21 protein-coding genes are annotated in these 21,373 nt (G+C 54.2%); 11 read left to right on the forward strand and 10 right to left on the reverse strand.

What is annotated here, in order from left to right:
- The first annotated feature begins 79 nt into the window (after positions 1 to 79).
- Entirely contained in the window at positions 80 to 832 is a 753-nt protein-coding gene (locus B3M32_RS00310; RefSeq protein WP_290742155.1) for a VUT family protein, read from the forward strand.
- Positions 829 to 1,488, forward strand: coding sequence for an SDR family NAD(P)-dependent oxidoreductase (locus tag B3M32_RS00315; protein WP_290742158.1), 660 nt, complete (start codon positions 829 to 831; stop codon positions 1,486 to 1,488). Before B3M32_RS00310 ends, B3M32_RS00315 begins: the two co-directional genes overlap by 4 nt.
- A 2-nt stretch (positions 1,489 to 1,490) precedes the next feature.
- On the opposite strand, the gene B3M32_RS00320 is transcribed toward B3M32_RS00315, so the two are convergent.
- Positions 1,491 to 2,240, reverse strand: coding sequence for a ribonuclease domain-containing protein (locus B3M32_RS00320; RefSeq protein WP_290742161.1), 750 nt, complete (start codon positions 2,238 to 2,240; stop codon positions 1,491 to 1,493).
- A gap of 101 nt (positions 2,241 to 2,341) precedes the next feature.
- Between B3M32_RS00320 and hisC the strand changes: the two genes are divergently transcribed.
- Both hisC and B3M32_RS00330 read left to right on the forward strand, forming a co-directional pair.
- Positions 2,342 to 3,463 (forward strand): histidinol-phosphate transaminase, encoded by a 1,122-nt coding sequence (gene hisC, locus B3M32_RS00325; protein ID WP_290742164.1) that lies wholly within the window; start codon positions 2,342 to 2,344, stop codon positions 3,461 to 3,463.
- 102 nt (positions 3,464 to 3,565) lie between these two features.
- On the forward strand, positions 3,566 to 4,342 hold the full coding sequence (locus B3M32_RS00330; protein ID WP_290742167.1) for a pseudouridine synthase: 777 nt from the start codon (positions 3,566 to 3,568) through the stop codon (positions 4,340 to 4,342).
- On the opposite strand, the gene ftsE is transcribed toward B3M32_RS00330, so the two are convergent.
- The 7 genes from ftsE to B3M32_RS00365 all read right to left on the reverse strand — a co-directional run bounded on the left by ftsE (position 4,339) and on the right by B3M32_RS00365 (position 13,221).
- The gene (gene ftsE, locus B3M32_RS00335; RefSeq protein WP_290742170.1) at positions 4,339 to 5,028 is read right to left on the reverse strand and encodes a cell division ATP-binding protein FtsE; all 690 of its coding nucleotides are present in this window, start codon (positions 5,026 to 5,028) and stop codon (positions 4,339 to 4,341) included. The genes B3M32_RS00330 and ftsE overlap by 4 nt on opposite strands.
- A gap of 22 nt (positions 5,029 to 5,050) precedes the next feature.
- Positions 5,051 to 6,337 (reverse strand): peptidylprolyl isomerase, encoded by a 1,287-nt coding sequence (locus B3M32_RS00340; RefSeq protein WP_290742173.1) that lies wholly within the window; start codon positions 6,335 to 6,337, stop codon positions 5,051 to 5,053.
- Positions 6,337 to 7,092 carry a hypothetical protein gene (locus B3M32_RS00345; RefSeq protein ID WP_290742176.1) on the reverse strand — a complete coding sequence of 252 codons (756 nt, stop codon included), beginning with the start codon at positions 7,090 to 7,092 and terminating at the stop codon, positions 6,337 to 6,339. Before B3M32_RS00345 ends, B3M32_RS00340 begins: the two co-directional genes overlap by 1 nt.
- Positions 7,093 to 7,221: 129 nt before the next feature.
- The gene (hrpA, locus tag B3M32_RS00350) at positions 7,222 to 11,073 is read right to left on the reverse strand and encodes an ATP-dependent RNA helicase HrpA (RefSeq protein ID WP_414655161.1); all 3,852 of its coding nucleotides are present in this window, start codon (positions 11,071 to 11,073) and stop codon (positions 7,222 to 7,224) included.
- Positions 11,074 to 11,208: 135 nt separating this feature from the next.
- Positions 11,209 to 11,349, reverse strand: a complete 141-nt coding sequence (locus tag B3M32_RS00355) for a hypothetical protein (protein ID WP_290742182.1) — start codon at positions 11,347 to 11,349, stop codon at positions 11,209 to 11,211.
- A 19-nt stretch (positions 11,350 to 11,368) separates the two neighbouring features.
- The gene (locus tag B3M32_RS00360; RefSeq protein WP_290742185.1) at positions 11,369 to 12,196 is read right to left on the reverse strand and encodes a Cof-type HAD-IIB family hydrolase; all 828 of its coding nucleotides are present in this window, start codon (positions 12,194 to 12,196) and stop codon (positions 11,369 to 11,371) included.
- 35 nt (positions 12,197 to 12,231) lie between these two features.
- On the reverse strand, positions 12,232 to 13,221 hold the full coding sequence (locus B3M32_RS00365; protein WP_290742188.1) for a guanosine polyphosphate pyrophosphohydrolase: 990 nt from the start codon (positions 13,219 to 13,221) through the stop codon (positions 12,232 to 12,234).
- 342 nt (positions 13,222 to 13,563) lie between these two features.
- Between B3M32_RS00365 and B3M32_RS00370 the strand changes: the two genes are divergently transcribed.
- From B3M32_RS00370 to B3M32_RS00380, 3 genes are all read left to right on the forward strand, one after another.
- A complete protein-coding gene (locus B3M32_RS00370; protein WP_290742191.1) occupies positions 13,564 to 13,887 on the forward strand; it encodes a hypothetical protein in 324 nt (107 codons plus the stop codon).
- 190 nt (positions 13,888 to 14,077) lie between these two features.
- Positions 14,078 to 15,184: an iron-containing alcohol dehydrogenase family protein gene (locus B3M32_RS00375; RefSeq protein ID WP_290742194.1), complete on the forward strand. Its 1,107-nt coding sequence runs from the start codon at positions 14,078 to 14,080 to the stop codon at positions 15,182 to 15,184.
- Positions 15,185 to 15,230: 46 nt separating this feature from the next.
- Positions 15,231 to 16,184, forward strand: a complete 954-nt coding sequence (locus tag B3M32_RS00380; RefSeq protein WP_290742196.1) for a DHH family phosphoesterase — start codon at positions 15,231 to 15,233, stop codon at positions 16,182 to 16,184.
- Here B3M32_RS00380 and B3M32_RS00385 read toward each other — a convergent pair.
- Both B3M32_RS00385 and B3M32_RS00390 read right to left on the reverse strand, forming a co-directional pair.
- Positions 16,181 to 16,810 carry a LysE family translocator gene (locus tag B3M32_RS00385; protein ID WP_290742199.1) on the reverse strand — a complete coding sequence of 210 codons (630 nt, stop codon included), beginning with the start codon at positions 16,808 to 16,810 and terminating at the stop codon, positions 16,181 to 16,183. The two genes, B3M32_RS00380 and B3M32_RS00385, sit on opposite strands and share 4 nt — an antisense overlap.
- A 1-nt stretch (position 16,811) precedes the next feature.
- Positions 16,812 to 17,192: a hypothetical protein gene (locus B3M32_RS00390; RefSeq protein ID WP_290742201.1), complete on the reverse strand. Its 381-nt coding sequence runs from the start codon at positions 17,190 to 17,192 to the stop codon at positions 16,812 to 16,814.
- 95 nt (positions 17,193 to 17,287) lie between these two features.
- Between B3M32_RS00390 and B3M32_RS00395 the strand changes: the two genes are divergently transcribed.
- From B3M32_RS00395 to B3M32_RS00410, 4 genes are all read left to right on the forward strand, one after another.
- Positions 17,288 to 18,436, forward strand: coding sequence for a phospho-N-acetylmuramoyl-pentapeptide-transferase (locus B3M32_RS00395; protein ID WP_073187288.1), 1,149 nt, complete (start codon positions 17,288 to 17,290; stop codon positions 18,434 to 18,436).
- A gap of 7 nt (positions 18,437 to 18,443) precedes the next feature.
- Positions 18,444 to 19,781, forward strand: coding sequence for a UDPGP type 1 family protein (locus tag B3M32_RS00400; RefSeq protein ID WP_290742207.1), 1,338 nt, complete (start codon positions 18,444 to 18,446; stop codon positions 19,779 to 19,781).
- Between the two features lie 166 nt (positions 19,782 to 19,947).
- Complete coding sequence (locus tag B3M32_RS00405; protein WP_290742210.1) at positions 19,948 to 20,802, forward strand: lauroyl acyltransferase; 855 nt, start codon at positions 19,948 to 19,950, stop codon at positions 20,800 to 20,802.
- Between the two features lie 59 nt (positions 20,803 to 20,861).
- On the forward strand, positions 20,862 to 21,373 hold a 512-nt coding region (locus B3M32_RS00410), incomplete at its 3' end, for a hypothetical protein (protein WP_290742213.1).

The raw sequence follows: 21,373 nt of genomic DNA on the forward strand, positions 1-21,373 counted from the left end.
CTATATTTGGCGCGTTAGAATTCTGCGATGTTGCAGGATTTTTCCGGAAGTCTTTGTCTAACCTTCCTTAAAAAACAAAATGAAAAGCTATATCCAGCGTGAATGGCAGGACTTGGTTATCCTGCTGCGCAACATTCCCTCCCTCGCCGTCAGTTTCTTTATCCTCTCCGTCGTGTGCATGAACTTGCTCGCGAACAAGGAACTGGTATCGTTTGAATACATGGCCCTTGACTGCGGTTTTACGCTCAGCTGGTTCTCGTTCCTCTGCATGGACATGATATGCAAGCGGTTCGGGCCCAAGGCCGCCATGAAAGTCTCGGTAGTCGCCCTCTTCGTGAACCTGTGCACCTGCCTGTTCTTCAACATCCTTTCGCATGCGCCGGGAATGTGGGGTGAATTCTACAGCTACATCGACACGAACCCCGATGCGGCCAAGGTCGCAAACGACGCCCTCAACGCCACGTTTGGCGGTTCCTGGTACGTGGTGCTGGGCTCTGCGCTCGCCATGTTCACCGCGTCTCTCGTCAACTCCGTCGTGAACTACGGCATGGGAAAATTCGCGAAGGGCAAGGATTTCAAGACATTCGCCGCACGCTCCTACGTGTCGACGATGGTCGCGCAGTTTGTCGACAACATGATTTTCGCCCTTACGGTTAGCCACGTATTCTTTGGCTGGACCATGAAGCAGGTCCTTATATGCTCAATTACGGGCGCCGTCATGGAACTCCTCTGCGAAGTCGTCTTCAGCCCCTTCGGCTACAGGATGGCCTGCAAGTGGGAAAAGGAAAACGTCGGTAGCGATTACCTCAAGTTCAAGGCAGGGCAGACATGAACGTCTTTATCAGCGGAACGCACAGCGGCATCGGCCGCGCCATCGCAGAACTGTTCCTGAGCAGGGGCGCGCATGTTGTAGGTTTCGATGTCCAGGAATCTACGATTGACCACGCCGAATACGAGCACCATATCGTTGACGTCGCAGACAAGGCTTCTTTCCCAGAACTTTCGATTGCGGCAAACATCGTCGTGAGCAACGCGGGCGTGCAGAACTCCGGCCGCGACATCGAAATCAACCTGATGGGCGCGATGAACTTTGTCGAGAAGTACGCCATCCAGCCCGAAATCAAGTCGGTACTTTTCATTGCGTCTTCGAGCGCGCACACCGGCGACGAATTCCCCGAATACGCAGTTTCCAAAGGCGGGCTGCTGACCTACGTGAAGAACGTGGGCCGCCGTGTCGCCAAGTTCGGTGCGACATGCAATAGCATTTCTCCGGGCGGCGTCAAGACCAGCCTCAACAAGCCCGTGATGGACGACCCTGCGCTCTGGAACCGCATCATGGACGTGACTCCGCTAAAGCGCTGGGCCGAGCCCGAAGATATCGCGGAATGGGTCTGGTTTCTGACTGTCGTGAACAAGAACTGCACAGGTCAGGACATTCTCGTCGATAACGGCGAGAAGGACCTGAACAGCACCTTCGTGTGGCCGTGATACTAGCGAATATCCAACTTGGTGAAATTTTCGTAGTGGTCTGACGTGTAGTAGATTACGCAGTCCGGCTGGTACACAAGCCGCTTGGTTCCGCGATTTGCTCCGGAATAATCCACGTCGGCTTCGTGGTAAGAACCTTCGGGCAATGTTGCGTGGTAATTGTCCGGGTTGGAAGCGAAATTGTCAAAGTTGTCGCCGCCAATCATCACGCCGATTGTGGTCCACGGGTTAAAATTCCACTTTTCGAATGTATTGCCCGTTTCGGATTCGTAAAGTTTCTTTCCAGTATTCTTTCCGACATAGTTTGCAGGCAATTTGTCGAACTTGCACAAGTAAGCGGCCACAGAGTCCTTGGTCGTGTACAGGCCGGATTCCTCAACAGCCTCATAGATGCTTTTTGCATTTGCACTAGATGATTCAATTACACTGCTAGAGGATATCTTTTCTGCGCTAGACGACTCAGCTATATTGCTGGACGATTCCTTTTCTGAACTAGACGATTCAGCAACACTGCTGGACAAACTCTTTTCTGTACTAGACGATTCTACAGCACTGCAGGAAGACTTCTTTTCCGAACTAGATGATTTTGCAACACTGCCAGAAGACTTCTTCTCTGAACTAGACGATTCTGCGACGCTGCTAGATGATGAATCGACGTCATCTCCGTCGACAGGCTCCACTGACACCGTACACGCAGCAAAGAAAACTGCGACGAGCCATGCCAGGAGGGTCTTTAAGGAAACATTTTTCATGCAATAAATATACATTAAACGGCCCAAGCACGCAAAACAGCAAAGCGATCGACGATAAAAGAACTATATTGTGGGCGATAACTAATAACTATTAACCATCAATGGCAAAAAAAATGGACATTAACGAACTCGCACAAAAGCACATCTTGAACCAGCCGCTCTATGTGACCGGCAAGCCCATCGCCTACACCGCCCGCGAATTCGGCCTCGACCCGAAAGACATCGACAAGCTCGCGAGCAACGAGAACCCGTTCGGCCCGAGCCCGAAGGGCATGGCAGAAGCCCGCAAGGCCCTAGAAGAAGTGAACCTCTACCCGGATGGCGGCAGCTACGACCTCATCGGAAAGATTGCAGAGTTCCGCGGCGTGAAGCGCGAACAGATTGCCGTGGGTAACGGCAGCAACGAACTTCTGGACATGATCGCCCAGGTGTTCCTCGGCCCCGGCACCGAAGCCGTGATGGGCAAGCACAGCTTCGCCGTCTACAAACTCGCCACCATGGCAATGAACGCGAAGATTATCGAAGTCGACATGCCGGCCCCGGCCTACAACTACGACCTCAAGGCCATGCGCGCCGCCGTGAACGAGAAGACCCGCATCGTGTTCCTCGCGAACCCGAATAACCCGACGGGTTCCGACCTCACCGCCAAGGAAATCCTCGACTTCGCCGACAGCCTCCCGGAAACTTGCGTTCTCGTGATGGACGAAGCCTACACCGAATTCATCGAGGACACGCCGGAACTCGTCCCGGATTTCAACAGCCGCATCGCCGAAGGCAGAAACATCATCTGCTGCCGTACGTTCAGCAAGATCTACGGTCTCGCAGGGCTTCGCGTGGGGTACTGCATCACCCGCCCCGAAATCGTGAACCTCATCAATCGCGTGCGTGAGCCGTTCAACGTGAACAGCATCGCCCAGGCCGCCGCCATCGGCGCCATCGACGACCAGGAATACGTGAACAAGGTCCGCGAACTCAACAAGAAGGGCCTCGACCAGCTCAAGGCCGGTTTCAAGGAACTGGGCCTCGCCTACGTGGACAGCCACGCGAACTTCATCGCCGTCAGCGGTTTCAAGGACCCGATGGACGCGTTCAAGTTCCTGCAGGCCAAGGGCACCATCATCCGCCCGCAGCCTGCCATGGGTGACGTGCTCCGCATTACCGTGGGCACCGAAGCGCAGAACGAAAAATGCCTCAAAAACATCAAGGCATATCTCGACAAGTAACTCGCTTAACAACTCAATCGGGAACGTCATGTTGAGTGAAGCGAAACATCCAGGCCGTTTCAACTGGATCCTTCGCGGATTCCCGCTCAGGATGACGTTTCTATGAGTGCATTCCATGGCGTAAAACAGAAACCCCACGGGGTTGCACGCGTCATTTCCAAGCGCGGCTTTTGCAGCCGCAGCATAGCAGAAAACCTGGTCCGCGAGGGCCGGGTTTCTTTGCGTGGTAAAATCGTGCGCGACCCCGATACGCCCGCCTACGAGAACGACGAAATCGCAGTGGACGGCACGCCCATCGAGGCTGCCCAGAAGTTCTACTTCGCGATGAACAAGCCCCGCGGCATCGTCACTACCGCAAGCGACGAGAAGGGCCGCAAAACCGTGATGGACTTATTCCGCGAGCAATACAGCAAAATGTACCCCGGCAAGCCTATGCCGCACATTGCACCCGTAGGCCGCCTCGACGCCGCAAGCGAAGGATTGTTGCTTTTTACGAACGACACGCAATGGGCCGACGTCATCCTGAGCCCCGCCGGGGCGAAGGATCCAGTCCCGACGTCGCACATCAAAATCTACCGCGTGCAGGTCGCGGGCAAGCCCTCCGACGATGACCTAGCGAAAATGGAAAAAGGCTTCAATGTTCTGCCCCGCGTCTTCGGCGAAAGCGAAGAATTTATGCACGCCGAGCGCGCCGTTCTCCATAGCGAAGGCGAAAAGAACTGCTGGCTCGAAATTACCTTGTCCGAAGGCAAGAACCGCGAAATCCGCCGCATGCTCGCCCACCTCGGCTACGAAGTCATGCGCCTCGTACGCATCCAATTCGACAAGTACACCTTGGGCGATTTAAAGCCCGGTGAAATCCGCGCCATCAAAGTCTAAATCAAGTCTCTGTTCAGGAGTTCGCCGTGGTCAAGCACCAGACGGCGGAAGGGGCTATTCAGGTAAAAGTCCGGGTTATGCGTCGCCATCACGACGGTCGTTCCGCGGGCATTAATTTCCTTGAAAATTTTAAAGACTTCTTCGGCGTTTTTCGGGTCCAAGTTACCCGTCGGTTCGTCCGCCAAAAGCAGGTACGGGTTGTGCACCATGGCACGCGCAATCGCCACGCGCTGCTGTTCACCGCCCGAAAGCGTATAAGGCATGGCAAAGCGTTTTTGGCTAATGCCCACAAGGGCTAAAGCATCAAACACCGCCGCATTAATCTTGCTGCTCGGAGTACCCACAATGCGGAGCGCAAGCGCCACATTCTCAAAAACGTTCCTGTCGGGCAACAGCTTGAAATCCTGGAAAATGATGCCCATCTTGCGACGGAATGCCTGAATCTTGCTGTCAGGGGTATTCTTGCTGTCATAGACACTGTCGCCGGTAAACTTCACCATGACCTGGCCGCCACGCTCGGTATCGGGACGTTCGTCCATATAAATTAACTTCAGCACCGTAGACTTGCCCGCGCCGGAATGACCGGTCAGGAACACGAACTCACCCTTGTTCACGCGAAAAGTCACGTTGTTCAACGCTTTCCAGTTGTCTTCGTAAGACTTTGTCACATGGGTGAAATGGATCATGGCCGGAACGTTCCCCTAACGTCTATTCCTTCATACGGATATCCACATGGACTTCCTGACGCCACTTCTTTACAAGTGCCTCGAGCTTTTCGTTTTCCATGTGGTTGGCCGCAAGATTCTCGATCTTGCCGTAATCTTCTTCCATCGTGAGTTCACGGATCTGACGGGCATCGTCCAGGCGGAACAGATGGTAAGCGCCATCAATCAGCACCGGTTCAGAAACCTCACCCACGTTCAAATTGGCTACCGGGTCAACATAGGCAGGTTCCATTTCGTTTTTCTGGTACCAGCCGAGCAGGCCTCCCTGGAAATTGCTGGACTTGTCTTCGCTGAACTTCTTGGCGGCGGCGGCAAACTGTTCCTTGGTCTTGATATTCTGCTTGAGCGAATCCGCACGGGCAATCACGGCAGCGCTATCCTTCGCCGTCGGAATCGTACGGAGAAGAATCTGGGCAGAACGCACGCCATCTTCCTTACGTCCGAGCACGCGGGGAATATGCCAGCCCTGGTTCGTCTTGACCGGATAAGAAGAATACTGTCCGTTCTTCAGCTGGTCCAAGGCTCGTTCAAAAGCGGGATCCAGAAGGCCGCGTTTGAAATATCCCAAGTCGCCCCCTTTTTCCGCGGAGCTATCCTGCGAATGGCGCTTGGCCAAAAGCTCAAAGTTCATTCCCAAGTTGAGACTGTCGATTAGGGTCTCGGCGACATTCTTCACGGAATCGACCACCATAGAATCCGGCACAATCGGAATCTGGATATGGCTCAGCAAGACGCAATTGTACTGGCGCGGCAGGGAATCCTTGTACGCCTTGTAGAACGCTTCGACCTCTTTCTTGGTGGGGTTGACGGAACCCACGTGCATCTGACGGACACGGGCAATTTCCATGTGGCTGCGGACCTGCTTGGAAAGCTGGTCACGATACTGGGCCATGCTTACGCCAAGCTGGGTACGGACTGCCTTTTCAAGTGTGGCCAAATCAATGTTCTGGCTTGCGGCAAGCTGTGTCAAATGGGCTGTTACACGTTGGTCCACTTCGGCATTACTGATAACAATCGAGTCGCGATCGATGCGACTGAGCAAGACCTTTTCTTCAATCAAACGTTCCAGGACATAATCCTTCTGCTGTTCTTCCGACATGGCGGAACCTTCGGGCGTTTCCTGGAACTGGTAGAGGCTGTTCATGAACTCGGAACGCATAATGGGCTTGCCGTCCACCACCGCAGCAACTCCATCCATCAATACCGGAGCCGCACCAACAAGCGCAGTGAAGGTGAACAAGGCCAACGCAAACAGATTAAAAAGCTTCATCACTTATCCTTTTCACTAAAAATATCGGTTTTTGAAAAAATGGGACGTTCCATTTTCCATTCTTTTTTCAGACGTTCCATTACGGAGGTGCGATGTTCAAGCCAGGCCTGCATCGCAACGTCTTCGGCAACTTCCTCGTAAGGCAATACATCCGCAGAATCCTGTTTCAACGTGACGACCAGCATTTTCAGGGCGCCGCCACAGTACTTCATCTTCGAAAGAACGCCAACTTCGACATCGTTGACATTCTGGACAAAGCAGGTATCGGGCGATTCCGTAACCATTTCGAACGGTTCCATCTTTTTCAACAGGTAATGCTGCCCGGGCAGAGAATCAAACTTGATGTTCTTGTGCCCGCGATAATACTGGTCGCCCGACTGCCAATCCCTGAAAAAGAGGATAGCGCCGGAAATCGAAGTCTTTCCCCTCAGGAACATTTCCGGATGGGCGCGGTAGTAGTCGATTTTCTCGGCATCACCGATAACCATCGTGTCGGCAAAACTCTGCAAGAAATGGTCCACGACGATCTTGCGGACCGTCTGGTCGATCTGCATGGCCAACGCCGGATCCTTGTCGGTACCGTTTTCTACGGCTTCCTGATACAGGGTCTCTTCGTCAATCCAGTTTTCCAGGAATTTCAGGCGCTGCTGGTTATCCCAGGAATCCCATTCCGGGGCCTGTTTCTGAATCTCGGAAAGACGCAATTTCGTCGAGCCCACAGAAACGACAACGGGATCTTCCTTGCCAAAAGGCATATCACACGCCACAAAAAGCACGAGCAAACACGAAATCAATAAAAACGGCCAAAACTTCATCGCCCCATAATTTAGAAAATTCAAGGCCGGCAGCCCACATGACCCCCCCCTAAAAAAGGGCAGGAGAGCCTATCTCAGCCGTCCAAAACGGCCCTTGAGTTTCGCCAGGGAGTCGCTTTCAATAACTTCTTCGGTATCGTCGCCCTTTCGCTTGTACTTGAGGATTTCGAAGTCCTCGAGCAAGGCGCTTGCCTGAAGGTAAAGTTCCGGGTATTCAGCATCGTCAAAAGACGTATGCTCCATTTTTGTCAGGAGGTCACGGGCCGTTTTAAGTTCGTGTTCCTTCATAAAGCGGGCCTTGAGGAAGGGACGGAACCTTTCGCGGAGGTCCTTGACGGAGAGGTCTATTTTGCCATTGTCAATTTGAAACGCGCCGAGCACAGACAGTCTTTCGAACAAAGTATTTTCCTTGTGGTCGGGCAGGTAGAGCGCCACGATTTTCGAGATGGACTTGTTCTTAGCCATAACCGCGGCGATAGCGTCGCGGGCATGGTCACCGCCCTGGCGCATCGCCACGGAGAATTCTCGGAGGATATCCCAGAACTTCACGAAGGTTTCGGCCCCAAGCAGCGCAGACTCGTAAGTAGCGCGTACCAGAGCCAGGCGCATTTTCTCATCTTCGCTGCGGGTTGTAGCGGTCAGGTTCTTGAAATCGCGAATCTTTTTGCCACGGGAATACTCGAGGCCCGAAAAGCGCACACAGCGGTTCGCGTCCAGATTGTCGGCGGCAAGCGATTTTAAAATCCACGACTTGAGCGCGGTCTGGAAACCGTCGGAATAAAGGCCGCCGGTCTCGAGCATGTTCAGGCGGTCGACAATAAGAGTAGAATCGGTATTGGACTGCGCGCGACCTTCCACGCGCTTGCGGAACGCCTGCCAGAAGGTTGATTCCTGCGGGATCATCAGGGCAGACTCGCCAAGGCGCCAGCCAAAGCGCATGTCGCCAAGCGCAAAATCTATACCGAATGTTACCAGGACGGGGCGCACCGCCGCAAAAAGGCGGAAACTCCCCCATTCGGGATTGAGTTCGACGGCAAACTTTTCCGGGAAACCGGGCTTGAGCACCTTCATGTGCAAGCGCAGGTGGTTTTCCTTTTCGGGCGTCACCGTCGGGATGTCGCAATCGAGTTGCTTGAGGCCCGCGAATACTTCGTACAAAAGCAAAAGCGGGGCCTTGTGCGGATTTTCCTTGAGCTTGTCGCAGAAGGCGTCGTCGATAAACATGCGTTTGCCTTCTAGCTGCTTTTTTGCGGCCTTGGGCATCTCGCGGATGACGGATTCCGCCATCCATTCGCGCCACTGGTGTATGGAAAGCGCTAACGTCGCAGGAGTCACCTGCGGAAGCATGTCGTAAGGCAGGTCCAGCGTGATGCCATCGCAGTCGCGCATCGCATCGAAGACCATCTCGCCCACCACCATGCGGCTGGAGCCATCGAGACCTTCGATGCGGAACTGTTCAATGGAGCCACCGAGAGTGGGTTCGAGGGCGGCGCGGCTCTTACCATCCGTCATGGCGGACCCAGATCCGCCATCTAGATTCCGGGTCAAGCCCGGAATGACAATACGGTTATACCCTCTTTCGTCTTTCGTCTGTAGCGAGCTTGCGAGCATACTCTCATCCAGTTGATCCAGCCAGAATTTCGCATCGAATTTCAGGAACTGGTCGGTATGTTCGCGGATGTAGTCCTTGAGCGTCTTGATGGAATTGACTTCATGCGCAATGCGCGTGTAGTAATCCACCAGGGCGTCTTCGCTCGGGGCAAGCCCGAATTGGCGTTTGCGGGCCTCCAGCGCATGCAAGTCCTCAACGACGCGCTCGTTGTGCGTCATGAAGGCGAAGGGGCGCGCCATCTGGCCAAGCACAACGGCCTCCCGCCAGAAAATCTCGGCACATTCGTCGGGGTTCACGCGGGCATAATCCACGCGGTGGCCACGGCTAATCACAAGCCCGCGGAAGCTCACCTCCTCCACCGCTTCCACAAAACCGCGTTCCTGGTTCCACGTGGGAGCAAACCAGCGTCGCGTGCAGAAAGGTTCCGCCACCTGCATTATCCACTCGGGCTTGATTTCGGCAGCCTTGTTGAGGAAGATGCGGCTCGTCTCGCGCACTTCGGCACTAAAGAGCCATTCCGCGCTCTTGCCGTAAAGGTCACTGCCCGGGAACACGTGCGTCTCGCGCCCGCTCACCAGGCGGTAGCAACCGTTTTCCATGTCACGCAGGGCTATGCCGCCCAGGAATCCCGAAAGCAAAGCGATGTGTAGGTTATCGCGGTGGAAACTGTCGAGCGGGCACACGCGATTCTCGAATTTCACGTCGAGGATGCGCCCGAACTGTTCGTACAAATCAATCCATTCACGGCAGCGCAGAAAATGCAGGCTGTTCTTGTCGCAGAACTTGCGCAACTTATTCCAAGTCTTGCCATCCCATTCGCTACAGAAGGCGTTCCACATGCAGATGAACGTGAGGAAGTCGCTCTTGTGGCCCGCGAACTTGCGGTGCAGCTGGCGAATGCGGGTGCGTTCGGGTTCTTCGCTGGGAACCACGCGCGGGTCCTGGATGGAGAGCGCCGAGCAGACAATCAGCGCGGGCTGTAACACGCCGGCATCGCGCGCCCGCAAAAGCACTGCCGAGAGCGCCACGTCCATCGGGAGGCGCGTCATTTCGCGGCCGAGCTTGGTCACATGCCCGCTAGCATTATCGGCGGTAAGCGCGCCGAGTTCAAAAAGCGTCTTGTACGCACCGCGGAACGCCGAATGCGGTGGCGGTTGCAGGAACGGGAAGTTCTCGAGTTCCAGCCCGAGGCTGCGCAGTTGCAAGACCACGTTCGCGAGATTACTCCGCCGGATTTCCGGCTCCGTAAACTCGTCCCGCTTCTCGAAATCCTCGGGAGAATAGAGGCGGATGCACACGCCAGGCTTCACGCGCCCCGCACGCCCTGTACGTTGCCGCGCAGACGCTTTCGAAACATCCTCGACAGGCAACCCCTGGATACGCGACTGCGCGTTGTACCGCGAAATGCGGGCCGTTCCCGTATCGACCACGTAAGCGATTCCCGGAATCGTGAGCGAAGTTTCCGCGATGTTCGTCGCAAGCACCACACGGGTCTTTTCCGTATGCCTGAAGATGCGACGCTGTTCATCAGGACTCATGCGCCCGTAAAGCGGCAAGATGTCGAAGGTCGCGGAGTCCAATTCATGTGCGAGTTCGCCCGCCAAATCCTGAATATCGCGTTCCGTCGGCAAAAAACAAAGCAGGTGGTCGCGGTGGCGCGTTTCCAAATCGAGAATCGCATCCCGCGCCTCATCGAGCAAGCCCGAATCGCCCTTGCCGGAGATGTCTCGTCCCGCGCCCCTTTCGTCTATCGTCTTTCGTCTTTCGTCTAAATAATACTCCACATCGACGGGGAACGTTCTTCCCTCGGCTTCGAGCACGCAGCTGTTGTCGTAAAATTCCTCGAAAAGCTTGGCATCGAGCGTCGCGGATGCCACAATCAGCTTGAATTCCGGGCGGGCCTGCAGAACCGTCTTGAAAATGCCGAGCAAGATGTCGATGTTCAACGAGCGTTCATGCGCCTCGTCAATCACGATGGCCGAATACTGCCTAAAGAGCCTGTCGCGACGGAATTCCTGCAACAGGATGCCATCCGTCATCACCTTGATGGGGGCGTCGCTCTGGCCCTGTTCCCAGAAGCGGATTTTCGTAGAGACGAGCGTTTCGTCCTTCAATTCTTCGCGCAGGCGGTCCGCAATGGAAATCGCCGCAAGCCGGCGGGGTTCCGTCACACCGATTTTGAAAGGCCGCACATCTTGTGCACCCGCGGTCTTGCCATCAAACCATTCCAGCAAGAACTTCGGCAACTGCGTCGACTTGCCGGAACCGGTGTCTGCCTTGACAATCACTACCTGGTGTTTTTCGAGCAAATCGAAAAACTCTTCCCGATGTTCAACAACAGGAAGGTCCGGGTATGTAATGTTCAAGCTCTGGTAAGACATTTGGCTATGGATAATGGATAATGGATGATGTAAAATTATCAATCATCAATTATCAATCATCAATCACTCTTTAATGTGTCCGCACTTGTCGCAGGTGAGCTTGTAGCTGTTGTCGGGATCGACGACCATCACGCCGTCGCATTCCGGCACTTCGCACGGGAGTTCCCCGGGCATCACCTCGCGGTAAGTCTTTTTTTGTTCCATACCCATAATATAGAAAACGCTACGGGACGAATTTTTCAATCACCTCGGTAATTCCCGAATGGTTGTTGTCGTTTGTGGTCACGTAATCGGCAATGTCCTTCACCACCTGCGAGGCATTCGCCATCGCGACACCGACACCGGCCGTTTCAATCATCGGGCAATCGTTCTCTTCGTCGCCCACCGCAATCGTATCGGCAATCGGCACCTTGTAAAAATCCGCCATGAACTTCACCGCATCGCCCTTGTTGCTCTTCATGTGCGAAAACTCGAGCATCTCGGGCTTGCTGAACACGTCGAAAAGCTTGCCCTCGGTCGTCTTCCGCATCTCGGTGCGAAAATCCACGAGGCCCGAATGTTCGAAGGGCGTAATGATGTTCACCTTGATGGGCGGCTTCACCACGACATTCACGAACTCGCCGTAGTACTCGCGAATGTCCTTCACCACCACGTAATCCATCTTCATCAGGCGGCAATACATCTTGAGCTGTTCCGTCTCGTATTCCGAGACAACGAGGTCGCCCGAGTAGGTGTGCGCGTGCATCCCGCGGGCGTGCGCGGCATCCATGATGGCCTTGACTTCGTCGACTGGAATGTAGCGCGTGAGAATCGGCTTCTTCTCGCCGCAATCGTAGATGAGCCCGCCGTTGAAACTCACGAGGAAAAATCCCGGTTCCAGGAACCCGTACTGTTCCGCTAATTGTTTAACGCTCGTGAGCGGCCGGCCCGTAGTCATCACGAACTTATGGCCCGCATCAATCATCGCGCGGATAGAGCGCATGTCGGTATCCGAAATGCGCTTGTCGTCGGTCAGGAGCGTGCCGTCAAGGTCTGTGAACAGGATTTTCATCGGGAACAAATATAGAATTTGTTCTTCTGTGTATTCTAATCAATCAAATCGTTCTGGAACCTTGACAGGTGTTCAAACGGCAAGATCTGTCGGCCTCTGAACAACCCGCAGCCATCGTTAATCAACTGGTTGTTGATGGCCTTGAACATGTTCACGTCTATTTTCGCGAGTTCGAGTTCCTGCAATTTCACCAATCGTTCGTACGCCTCGTCAAAATAGACACACTCGCCGCTCGGAATCTGGTCGTGTTTGGAGCGCCGCGTTTCTTGCGTTTTTTCATAACCAAAATGGTTCGCCTCGCCTATTTCGGCATAATCGTCCATATCCTTCGTACGCAATTGCACTTCCGTGTAACAACGTGCAAGGTTGTCGTAGAACGTGATATGCAATGACTGGTAGCCCGAGCTCCTGGGTGTTGCCACCGAATCATGGTAATACGGCCTCACGGTATCACTAAGCAAATCGGAATGTCCGCTATTGTCCAAGTGCTTGGAAACTTCTGCCGTAAAGCCACGCTCTTCAAGGAATTCGGGCAACGCATTCGCGATTTCGTACAAGTATTTACGTTCCACCTCGCTCCGGTCATCGCCCTTCTTGATATGGCAAACCGGCATCGAGATGACGATGCGGTAAGCAATCAAGTCGCGAAAATTCAGTTTGCTCTTGATCTCGGCTTCGGACGGGAACGTTCCATTCTTCTTGTAATAGTTGTAGATGAATTCAAGGATATAGCCGTTGAATTTTTCTTCGGCACGAATCAGGGACTTGATGCGTCCCTTGAACGTGAACGCAAGGAAGGGATACTCCCTTGTCATGAACTTGTAGAACTCCTTTATACGCTGGGATTGTGAGGTCAAGAAGTCGTTGTGTTCCAGCAGTTCGATAATCTGAATCAAAAAATTCGAATGCGCCAAGTCAATGCTGTTGCGAGTTCCTTTCGCACTGTTCCTGAGGTCGTTCGAATACTGGTGAAGAATCTTCAGCACCGTGTTTCCAGAAAACAAATAGTCGTTCAAACAAATCATCTCATACCTCCGTATAGGGGTTTACATGACGAAATATAACAACGATTACCGCCTGTTACACCGGATAAAACGTCTTAAAATTTTTTCTTGCAAACCGCTTTACACGGGATGAAAAACGAAAGAAGTACTTTTACATTTTCTTCATAAAAAAAGACCTTTAAAATAAAAAATGTCACTTTACGACACAAGATTTAATCTATATTAAGTTTGAGAAAAAAAATGAACGACTCACTTTAAGAGACCAAAAAGAGTTTTTTCTATATGAAATTTTTGTTAATTCTTGCACTTTTCGCGATAATTATCTTCGCATCGTTGTGTATGTATGTCTTTTTGGACACGTTCATGATGGCTGTTGTCTTCATGCCTTTTGGATTGTCTTTATTGAGCGAAGCATTGGCAGTTTTGTTTTATATTGCGACATTTTCCAACAAAGGCATAAGCAAACAAATGCAACATAAATCTTCATTAAATATTTTAAGGAACGTAGTTTATGCTTGCTTTTATTGGGGATTTTATGCATTAGGACATCATTTTGGTTCTCAAATTGAAATCGATGGAATAAACATTATGCACGAATCAGGATACGAACCTATTATAGTCGCAATTTTTGTCTACATTCTATCAGCTTTTTTCGTGACAACAATGTCAACCGATAAAAAAATATGAACTAACGTTTTATCATCTTCAAAGATTCTTCATCCAGCAATCATCCCGATGCACTGGAGATTATTGAAATGATATTTCAAAGAAATTCTTAAGACTGTGAAGAATGCGTATGAAATTTTGACAAATTTGACGGACCAAAGAATCCAATTACTATCTTATAAGCATAGCCTCAAAAGTATAGGATCTTTCTATGCGTTTCTACGTACCCACGGATATCTATGTTGAAAAGAACTGCGTGAAAAAACACGCGCAAAATCTGCTTGCGATGGGGAAGCGTGCGTTCATCATGACGGGCAAAACTTCCGCCAAGAAGAACGGTTCATTGGATGATGTCACCGCCGTTCTGGACTCGGGCCTCGTGCCGTACCAAGTTTTTGACCAGGTCGAAGAAAATCCGTCAACAGATACCGTAGGAAACGCCGCACAGCAGGCACGCGAATTTAAGGCCGATTACATTATCGGCATCGGAGGCGGCTCCGCCATCGACGCTGCAAAGGCTGCAGCACTACTGCTTGCAAACCCAAATCTCATCGCGGACAACTTGCACAAGGCTCCCGAAAAGCCACTTGAGCACATTCCCGTCGTCGCCGTACCGACTACCTGTGGAACAGGTTCCGAGGCAACGCCGGTTTCCATCATCACAAACCACAAGATTCACCTGAAGAAGAGCATTCCGCACCGCATTTTCCCGGCGCTCGCGCTTGTGGACGGCAAATACCTCGCCTCGGCCAAGAAGACGCTGATCATCAATACCGCGGTCGACGCCCTCGCCCACATGGTCGAAAGCATCCTGAACGTCTATTCCAACGCGTTCAACCGCATGTGCCCGGAATACGGCCTCAAAATCTGGGGAGAATTGAAGGACGCGCTCCTTTCCGACACCCCCGTCGGCAAAAGCCTTTACGAAAAACTCATGCTCACCTCGACTATCGCAGGCATGTCCATCGCACACACGAGTACCTCCGTACCACACGGCATGAGCTACGACCTCACGCTGCATCAGGGCACGCCGCATGGCCCCGCCGTCGGCTATTTCCTTGCCGGCTACGTAGATGTCTGCGAGAAGAAGGTTCCCGAAGACGTCCAGAAAATCCTCGCGCTCTTGAACCTCAAAAGCACCGCCGATTTCACCGAAATGCTTGACAAGCTCATCGGCAAATGCAAGGTTTCCCGCGAAATGCGCGACCAGTTCGCCGCCGCCATGAAAGTGAACCACTCCAAACTCGACCTCGTCCCCGGCGGAATCACGCCCGAAGAAGTCGACTTCATTTACGACAAATCCCTTGTCGTAGAATAGGAGTTCCCTTTCCCATTTATTATATTCCCCGCAAAAAGGATTGAACATGACGATTGACGAATTCTTGAGCGAAGCGAAAACGGTTGCGATTTTCGGGCACGTACGCCCCGACGGGGACTGCGTGGGCAGCACTACGGCGGTTTACAACTACATCCGCGACAACTTCCCGGGAATCGCAGTGAAGTTATTCCTCGAGAATTTCCCCGAGAGTTACCGGATTGTGCGCGGCACGGAAGTCGCGCAGTCCGCCTATACCAAGGAAAAAGACGGCATATTCGACCTCGTCTTTCTGATGGACACGCCGAGTTTCGAACGCGTGGGCGCAAACGGAGCCGAATGCATCCGCACCGCAAAGAAGACCATCAATGTCGATCACCACATTTCTAACCCGCTCAACCTCTGTACGGCAAACTTCGTGGAACCCGAAGCGAGTTCCGCATGCGAGGTGCTGTACATGAACCTCGACAAGGCGAAAGTGAGCCGCGAGACCGCGAACAGCCTTTACCTGGGAATCGTGCACGACACGGGAGCCTTCAAGTTCAGCAGCACCGGCAAGCGCACCATGCAAGTGGTCGGCGACCTTATAGAGAAGGGAATCGATTTCGCAAAAATCGTGAACGAAACTTACTACACGCGCACCTACAAGCAGACGCTCGTGACCGGGTTCGTAATGCAGAACTGCAAGCTCGGGCTCGGGGGTAAAGTGGTCTACGCCCACATCACCCCCGAAGACATGGAACGCTTCGGCGTTACGCCCGTGGAGCTCAGCAACGTCATCGATACCGTGCGCGAAGTCGGCGGCACCGAAGTGGCCCTGTTCCTCTATCCGGTGAACGGCAAGTACAAGATCAGCCTGCGCAGCAACTACATCGTGAACGTGAACGCGATTGCGAAGGAATTCGGCGGTGGCGGCCACACCCGTGCCGCCGGCGGCGATACCAGCGATGCGCCCGAAGCGGCGATTGAAAAAATCCTGAAGCTAGTGGAAAAGCAACTCTAGACCAGGAACAGCGCAATAGCGAGCAGCACGAACACGACTCCGCTGAACCAGTTGAGGTTGCGGTTCGCCTTCGGGCTATTGAGCAGGAACTTCTTCACCGCTCCGGCCAAAATGGCGACTGTCCCGAACACGATCAGCGTCGCTACGATAAATTCCGCGCCGAGAATGGCCGTCTGCAAGCTCGGATGGATGGGGCGTTCCATCTTGACCGCGGGCGGGATGAACGAGAGCATGAACAGCACCGCTTTCGGGTTCGTCATGTTCATGATGATACCGCGCAGGTAGAGCTTACGCCCAGAAATCGTCGCCTCCGATTTGACCGGGGATTTCTCTTCCTCGTTTTTCACCACGGTACCCGCACGGACCTGGAAGCTCTTGTACGCCAGATAAAGCAGGTACGCGGCCCCGCAGCACTGCATCACGAAGAACGCCGTCGGGCTCGCCGCGATAAGCGCAGAGACACCCGCCACAAGCAGGCAGGTCTGCAGGGCAATTCCCGTACAGAGCCCCAAAATCACGCAAAAACCGGCTTTAGCGCCGTACGTCGCACTCTGGGCGAGCACGAACAGGTTGTCCGGCCCCGGGGCAATCCCCACCACAATCGCCGCGATAAAGAACTCGATCATTTTACAAGCTATTCAGGAAACTGTCCGCGTCCATCTCGGCCAGGTCCTTTTCCAGGTTGGCAATCGCCTCGTCCGTAATCGCCGCGGGAGTCTGCTCGCGCCCTTCCGCGCGCTCGTTCGAGATGTCGACCAGCCTTTTCAGCGAATCAGCGACATCGTTCACCGTGCTGCCCTGCCGCATCACGACGTTCAGCACCTTCGTGAGCCTCTCGCGCAAGCCGGCAAATTCATCGCGGTCCAGTTCGGAGATTTCCCCGTGATAGTACATCAGAGGCGTCTGGCATTTCGCGCAAGGGAACACCATCATGTTCGACAGTTCGCCGTCTATCTGGACATCAAACGAGGCCCCGCAATGAGGGCATTCAATATGCAATTCGCTCATGCCCCATAATGTAGAAAAATCATGGCACGCCAAGCCAACACGACCACAATATTTTATTTTTAGCATATTAGAACCCCAGATCCTAGACCATTATTATGCTCTGCCATTGGCTTTACCATATTACCAGCATTGACCTTTTCGACGGCCGCCTGTTCCGTGCCGGCGTCGCCGCCATGCTTTCCATCGTTCTCGTGCTCTTCTTCATGCCCAAGTACATCCGGCTTTTGCAGGGGCTCGACGCCACCTCCGATTTCGACAAGGACGGCAAGTCCAAGTCCCCTCCCATCATGGGCGGGCTCCTCCTGGTGGTCGTGGTCGAAATAGTGTCGCTACTGGTGTGCAAGATGAACGGCTATACCATATCGACCCTCGTCATCTTGGCGCTGTTCTCTGCCGTGGGGGCCATCGACGACATTGCGAAAGTCCGCGCCAAACGTCTCATCAAGCTCGGTAAGCTCAAGGCCGCCGACTACATGGACAAGGCCGACGGCATTTCCAGCAGCCTGCGTCTGTTCCTCTACTTTTTGTTCAGTCTCGTCGTCGCGATTTTCTGCTACAAGTTCATTCCCGAACTCAAGGGCGACCTCACCATCCCCTTCTGCCCCATCGACGTATTCCAGCTTCACTTGCCCAACTGGATTTTTGTCGCCTTCATGACGTTTGTCATCGCTGCAAGCGCGAACGGCACCAACTTTACCGACGGCCTCGACAGCCTCGTCTCGGTGCCCATCCTCACCAGCATGATTTTCGTGGGCCTTGTCGCCTACGTGAGCGGCAACTTCATCTTCAGCCAGTACCTGAGCGTCCCGTACCTTCCGGGCTGCGACGAACTTTTCCCGATAGCGCTGTCTATCGCAGGAGCGCTGCTCGCCTACCTGTGGTTCAATAGCCCTCCCGCCGAAATCTACATGGGCGACGCGGGCTCCGTGGGCTTTGGCGCGGCCATCGGCATCATGTTCATCCTGGTGCAGGCAGGGCTGTTCCTGCCCATCGTGTGCATCATCATCATCGCAGAAGCCTGCTCGGTGCTGTTGCAGATAACCTGGTTCAAGTTCACCAAGAAGACTACAGGTACCGGCAAGAGGATTTTCCTCTGCGCACCGCTGCACCACCACTACCAGAAAAAATGGGAAGGCAAGTTCCCGAGCAAGCCGCTCATGAACTCCAAGATCGTGTGGCGCATGCACCTGGTGAGCATCTTCGCGCTCATCGTGAGCATGGTGATATTCTTCGGCATTAGGTAATCAAGGCATGGACATCATCGAAACTTTGAATGCGGCGGGCCAGCAGGAGCTGGTCGCCAAGCTTGAATCTTTGAGCGGGGATGCCCGCACCTTGCTGGAGCGTGACATCGAAAGCCAGGACTGGGAAGAACTTTCGAAAATCTACGCCGAAAAATCCGCGGCTTCGCTCGAGGACAACGTCTCCGCCGACCTGAAGCCGATGCCGTTCAAGATTGCGGTCGATGACCTGCGTTACGACTTCTGGAAAGAGACCGGCGAGATATTGCTCGGCAAGGGCCAGGTGGCCGCATTCCTCGTCGCGGGCGGACAAGGTTCGCGTCTCGGCTTCGACGGTCCCAAGGGCATGTTCGACATCGGCCTGCCGAGCCACAAGAGTCTCTTCCAACTGCAGGCGGAACGCCTGCTGAACCTCGCGGCACGCGTAGAGCACCCGATTCCCTGGTGCATCATGACGAGCCCGCTGAACCACAAGGCAACCGTCGATTTCTTCACCGAGCACGACTTTTTCGGGTACGCCCGCGAGAACATCCGCTTCTTCGAGCAGGGCACCATCTGCGCCCTCGACCCGAACGGAAAGGCTGTCGTCGACGAAAACAACCGACTCGCCCTGGTGCCCGACGGCAACGGCGGCTGCTTCCGCGCCCTTTCCCAGAGCGGCACGCTCGCCTGGCTCGTGGAGAAAGGCGTGCAGTACGTGTTCCTCTACAGCGTCGACAACGCGCTCTGCCGCATTTGCGACCCCGCATTCATCGGAGCCCTCGCTGCCGAAGGCCGCAGCATGTCGGCCTCCAAGGTAGTGCACAAGGCCGGCCCGCAAGAAAAGGTGGGCATTTTCGCTTTGCAGAACAACAAGCCCGGCGTCGTGGAATACAGCGATTTGCCCGAAAATTACCGCGACATGACCAACGCCGACGGGAGCCTCACCTTCGACGGCGGGAACATCGCGATTCACTTGTTCAAAATCGCCGGACTGCGCAAGCTGCAAACCAGCCGCCTCCCCTGGCATACCGCACGCAAGACCGTCTGCGGCATCGAGAAATGCTGGAAGTTCGAGCAGTTCCTGTTCGATGCGTTCCCGCAGCTCGGCACGATGATGCCGTTCGGCGTCATCCGTGAAGAGGAATTCTCCCCGGTGAAGAACGCCGACGGGAACGATTCCCCGAAGACGGCCCGCAACATGATCGGCAGGCTCCACCGCGAATGGCTGCGCAAGGCGCACGTGGCGATTAACCCCAAGAAGCTCTACGAGGTCTCCCCCACCATCAGCTACGCCGGAGAAGGCCTCAGGCAGAGCGTTTTCGACCGCGAAATCGGGCGGAACATTTTGGAATTTGACGAAGAATAGGAATCCCTGACCTGTCATCCTCCGAGCGGAGCGAGGAGGATCCATCCGGTTCATACCCGTTCTTGACAAGTCTTGTATGAACGTGATGGATTCTCGGCCTTCGGCCAAAAATGACTTCTAAGTTCTGCAAACGATGCATATCAAATACCTCGCATATAAAGCACTGATGCACATCCTGCTTCGCTTGCCGGATGCTTTTTATGCAGCGCTGTTCGCCATCGCGTTCCCGTTATACAAGGCGCTCCACACCGAGCGCGCCTACGGGCGCACGGTAAGGCACCTCGAGGCGGCCAGGGACTACATGGAAAAAGAAGCCCCGGAACGCGCCGAGCCGCTGAAAAAAGTGACTGCCCGCGACGTGTTCAAGGGCATCTACTGGAATGCGCTCGATTCGTACCGCGGCCTCGCCCGCTTCAAGAGCGTCGAAAACCGCATCGTCTTCGAAAACGAAGGAATCATCAAGGATGCCGTCGCCGAATGCGCGAAAATCGGGATGCCCATCGCGGGCATCAGCATCCACCAAGGATGTTTCGAGCTCATGCACCGCGCCCTCTGCCGCTACAGCGAGCACGTGCAGCTCATTACCGATTCCGTGGGCGACACCGCCTTCCGCGACGTGCTCAAGGGACTCCGCAGCGACCCGCACATCACCGAATTCCACCCCGACGAAACGGGCCGCCTTATCCGCGAGCTTTTCCGCACCAAGGGGATCCTCGCGATGGTCTACGACCAGGGAAAACATACCAAGGGGAATGCGGTTACGCTTTTCGGCAGGCCGAGCACGCTCTACCTGCGGCTCCCCCAGAAAATCAACCAGATGGGAGCGGGCATCGTCACCTTCCGCACTTGGACCGAGAACACTCCGGAACGCCGCATCGTCATCCGGTTCGAAAGCTACTACCCGCCGCACTACAACAAGCAGGGGCGCGACCTCGTCGCCGATATCGCCCGCGAAACCGAGCGCTGGATAGCGGAGCACCCCGCCCAGTGGAGCTGGAACTACCACGGGAATTTCCAATAATCGCAAACCCTTTTTATATTTTATTGCAAAAAGTAACCTTGATTTCCCCGAGGCTTGCAATGAAAAAAATCCTTATTGAATCTCTCTCGTTGGCGGCCGTACTTGCCACCTTTGCACTGACCGCCTGTAGCGACGACGACAGCAGTTCCGCCGAAGAAACCCAAACACCCGCAGGCACGGACTCGGTCGAATCGTTCGACGACCTGGCGCACTGCACCAAGAGCCACTACGGCGAAATCGTGTTCGTGGAAGAAGAGAACACCTACTTCGAATGCACCAGCGAGGACTGGGTCGAGGTGGATTCCACGAAAGTGGACAGCCTCCTCACGGCAAGCTCGAGCAGCGGCGATGAAGACAAGCCTAAATCCTCCAGCAGCGTGAAGGCGGACAGCTCCGAGATTGCGACGGTCGAAACCAAGAAGGTCGATTCCGTGACCGTTTCGGGCTTCGCGCAGAAGGGGTCCTACGCAAGCGGCTCCGCGGTAACCGTGTTTGGCCTTGACACCGTGCTCGGCGTGACCAAGACCAAGTTTACCGGCAAGGTCGCGGGCGATTCCGGCGCCTACAAGGT

Origin of the sequence: Fibrobacter sp. UBA4309 (assembly GCF_002395745.1) — a bacterium.
Classification (GTDB): Bacteria; Fibrobacterota; Fibrobacteria; order Fibrobacterales; family Fibrobacteraceae; genus Fibrobacter.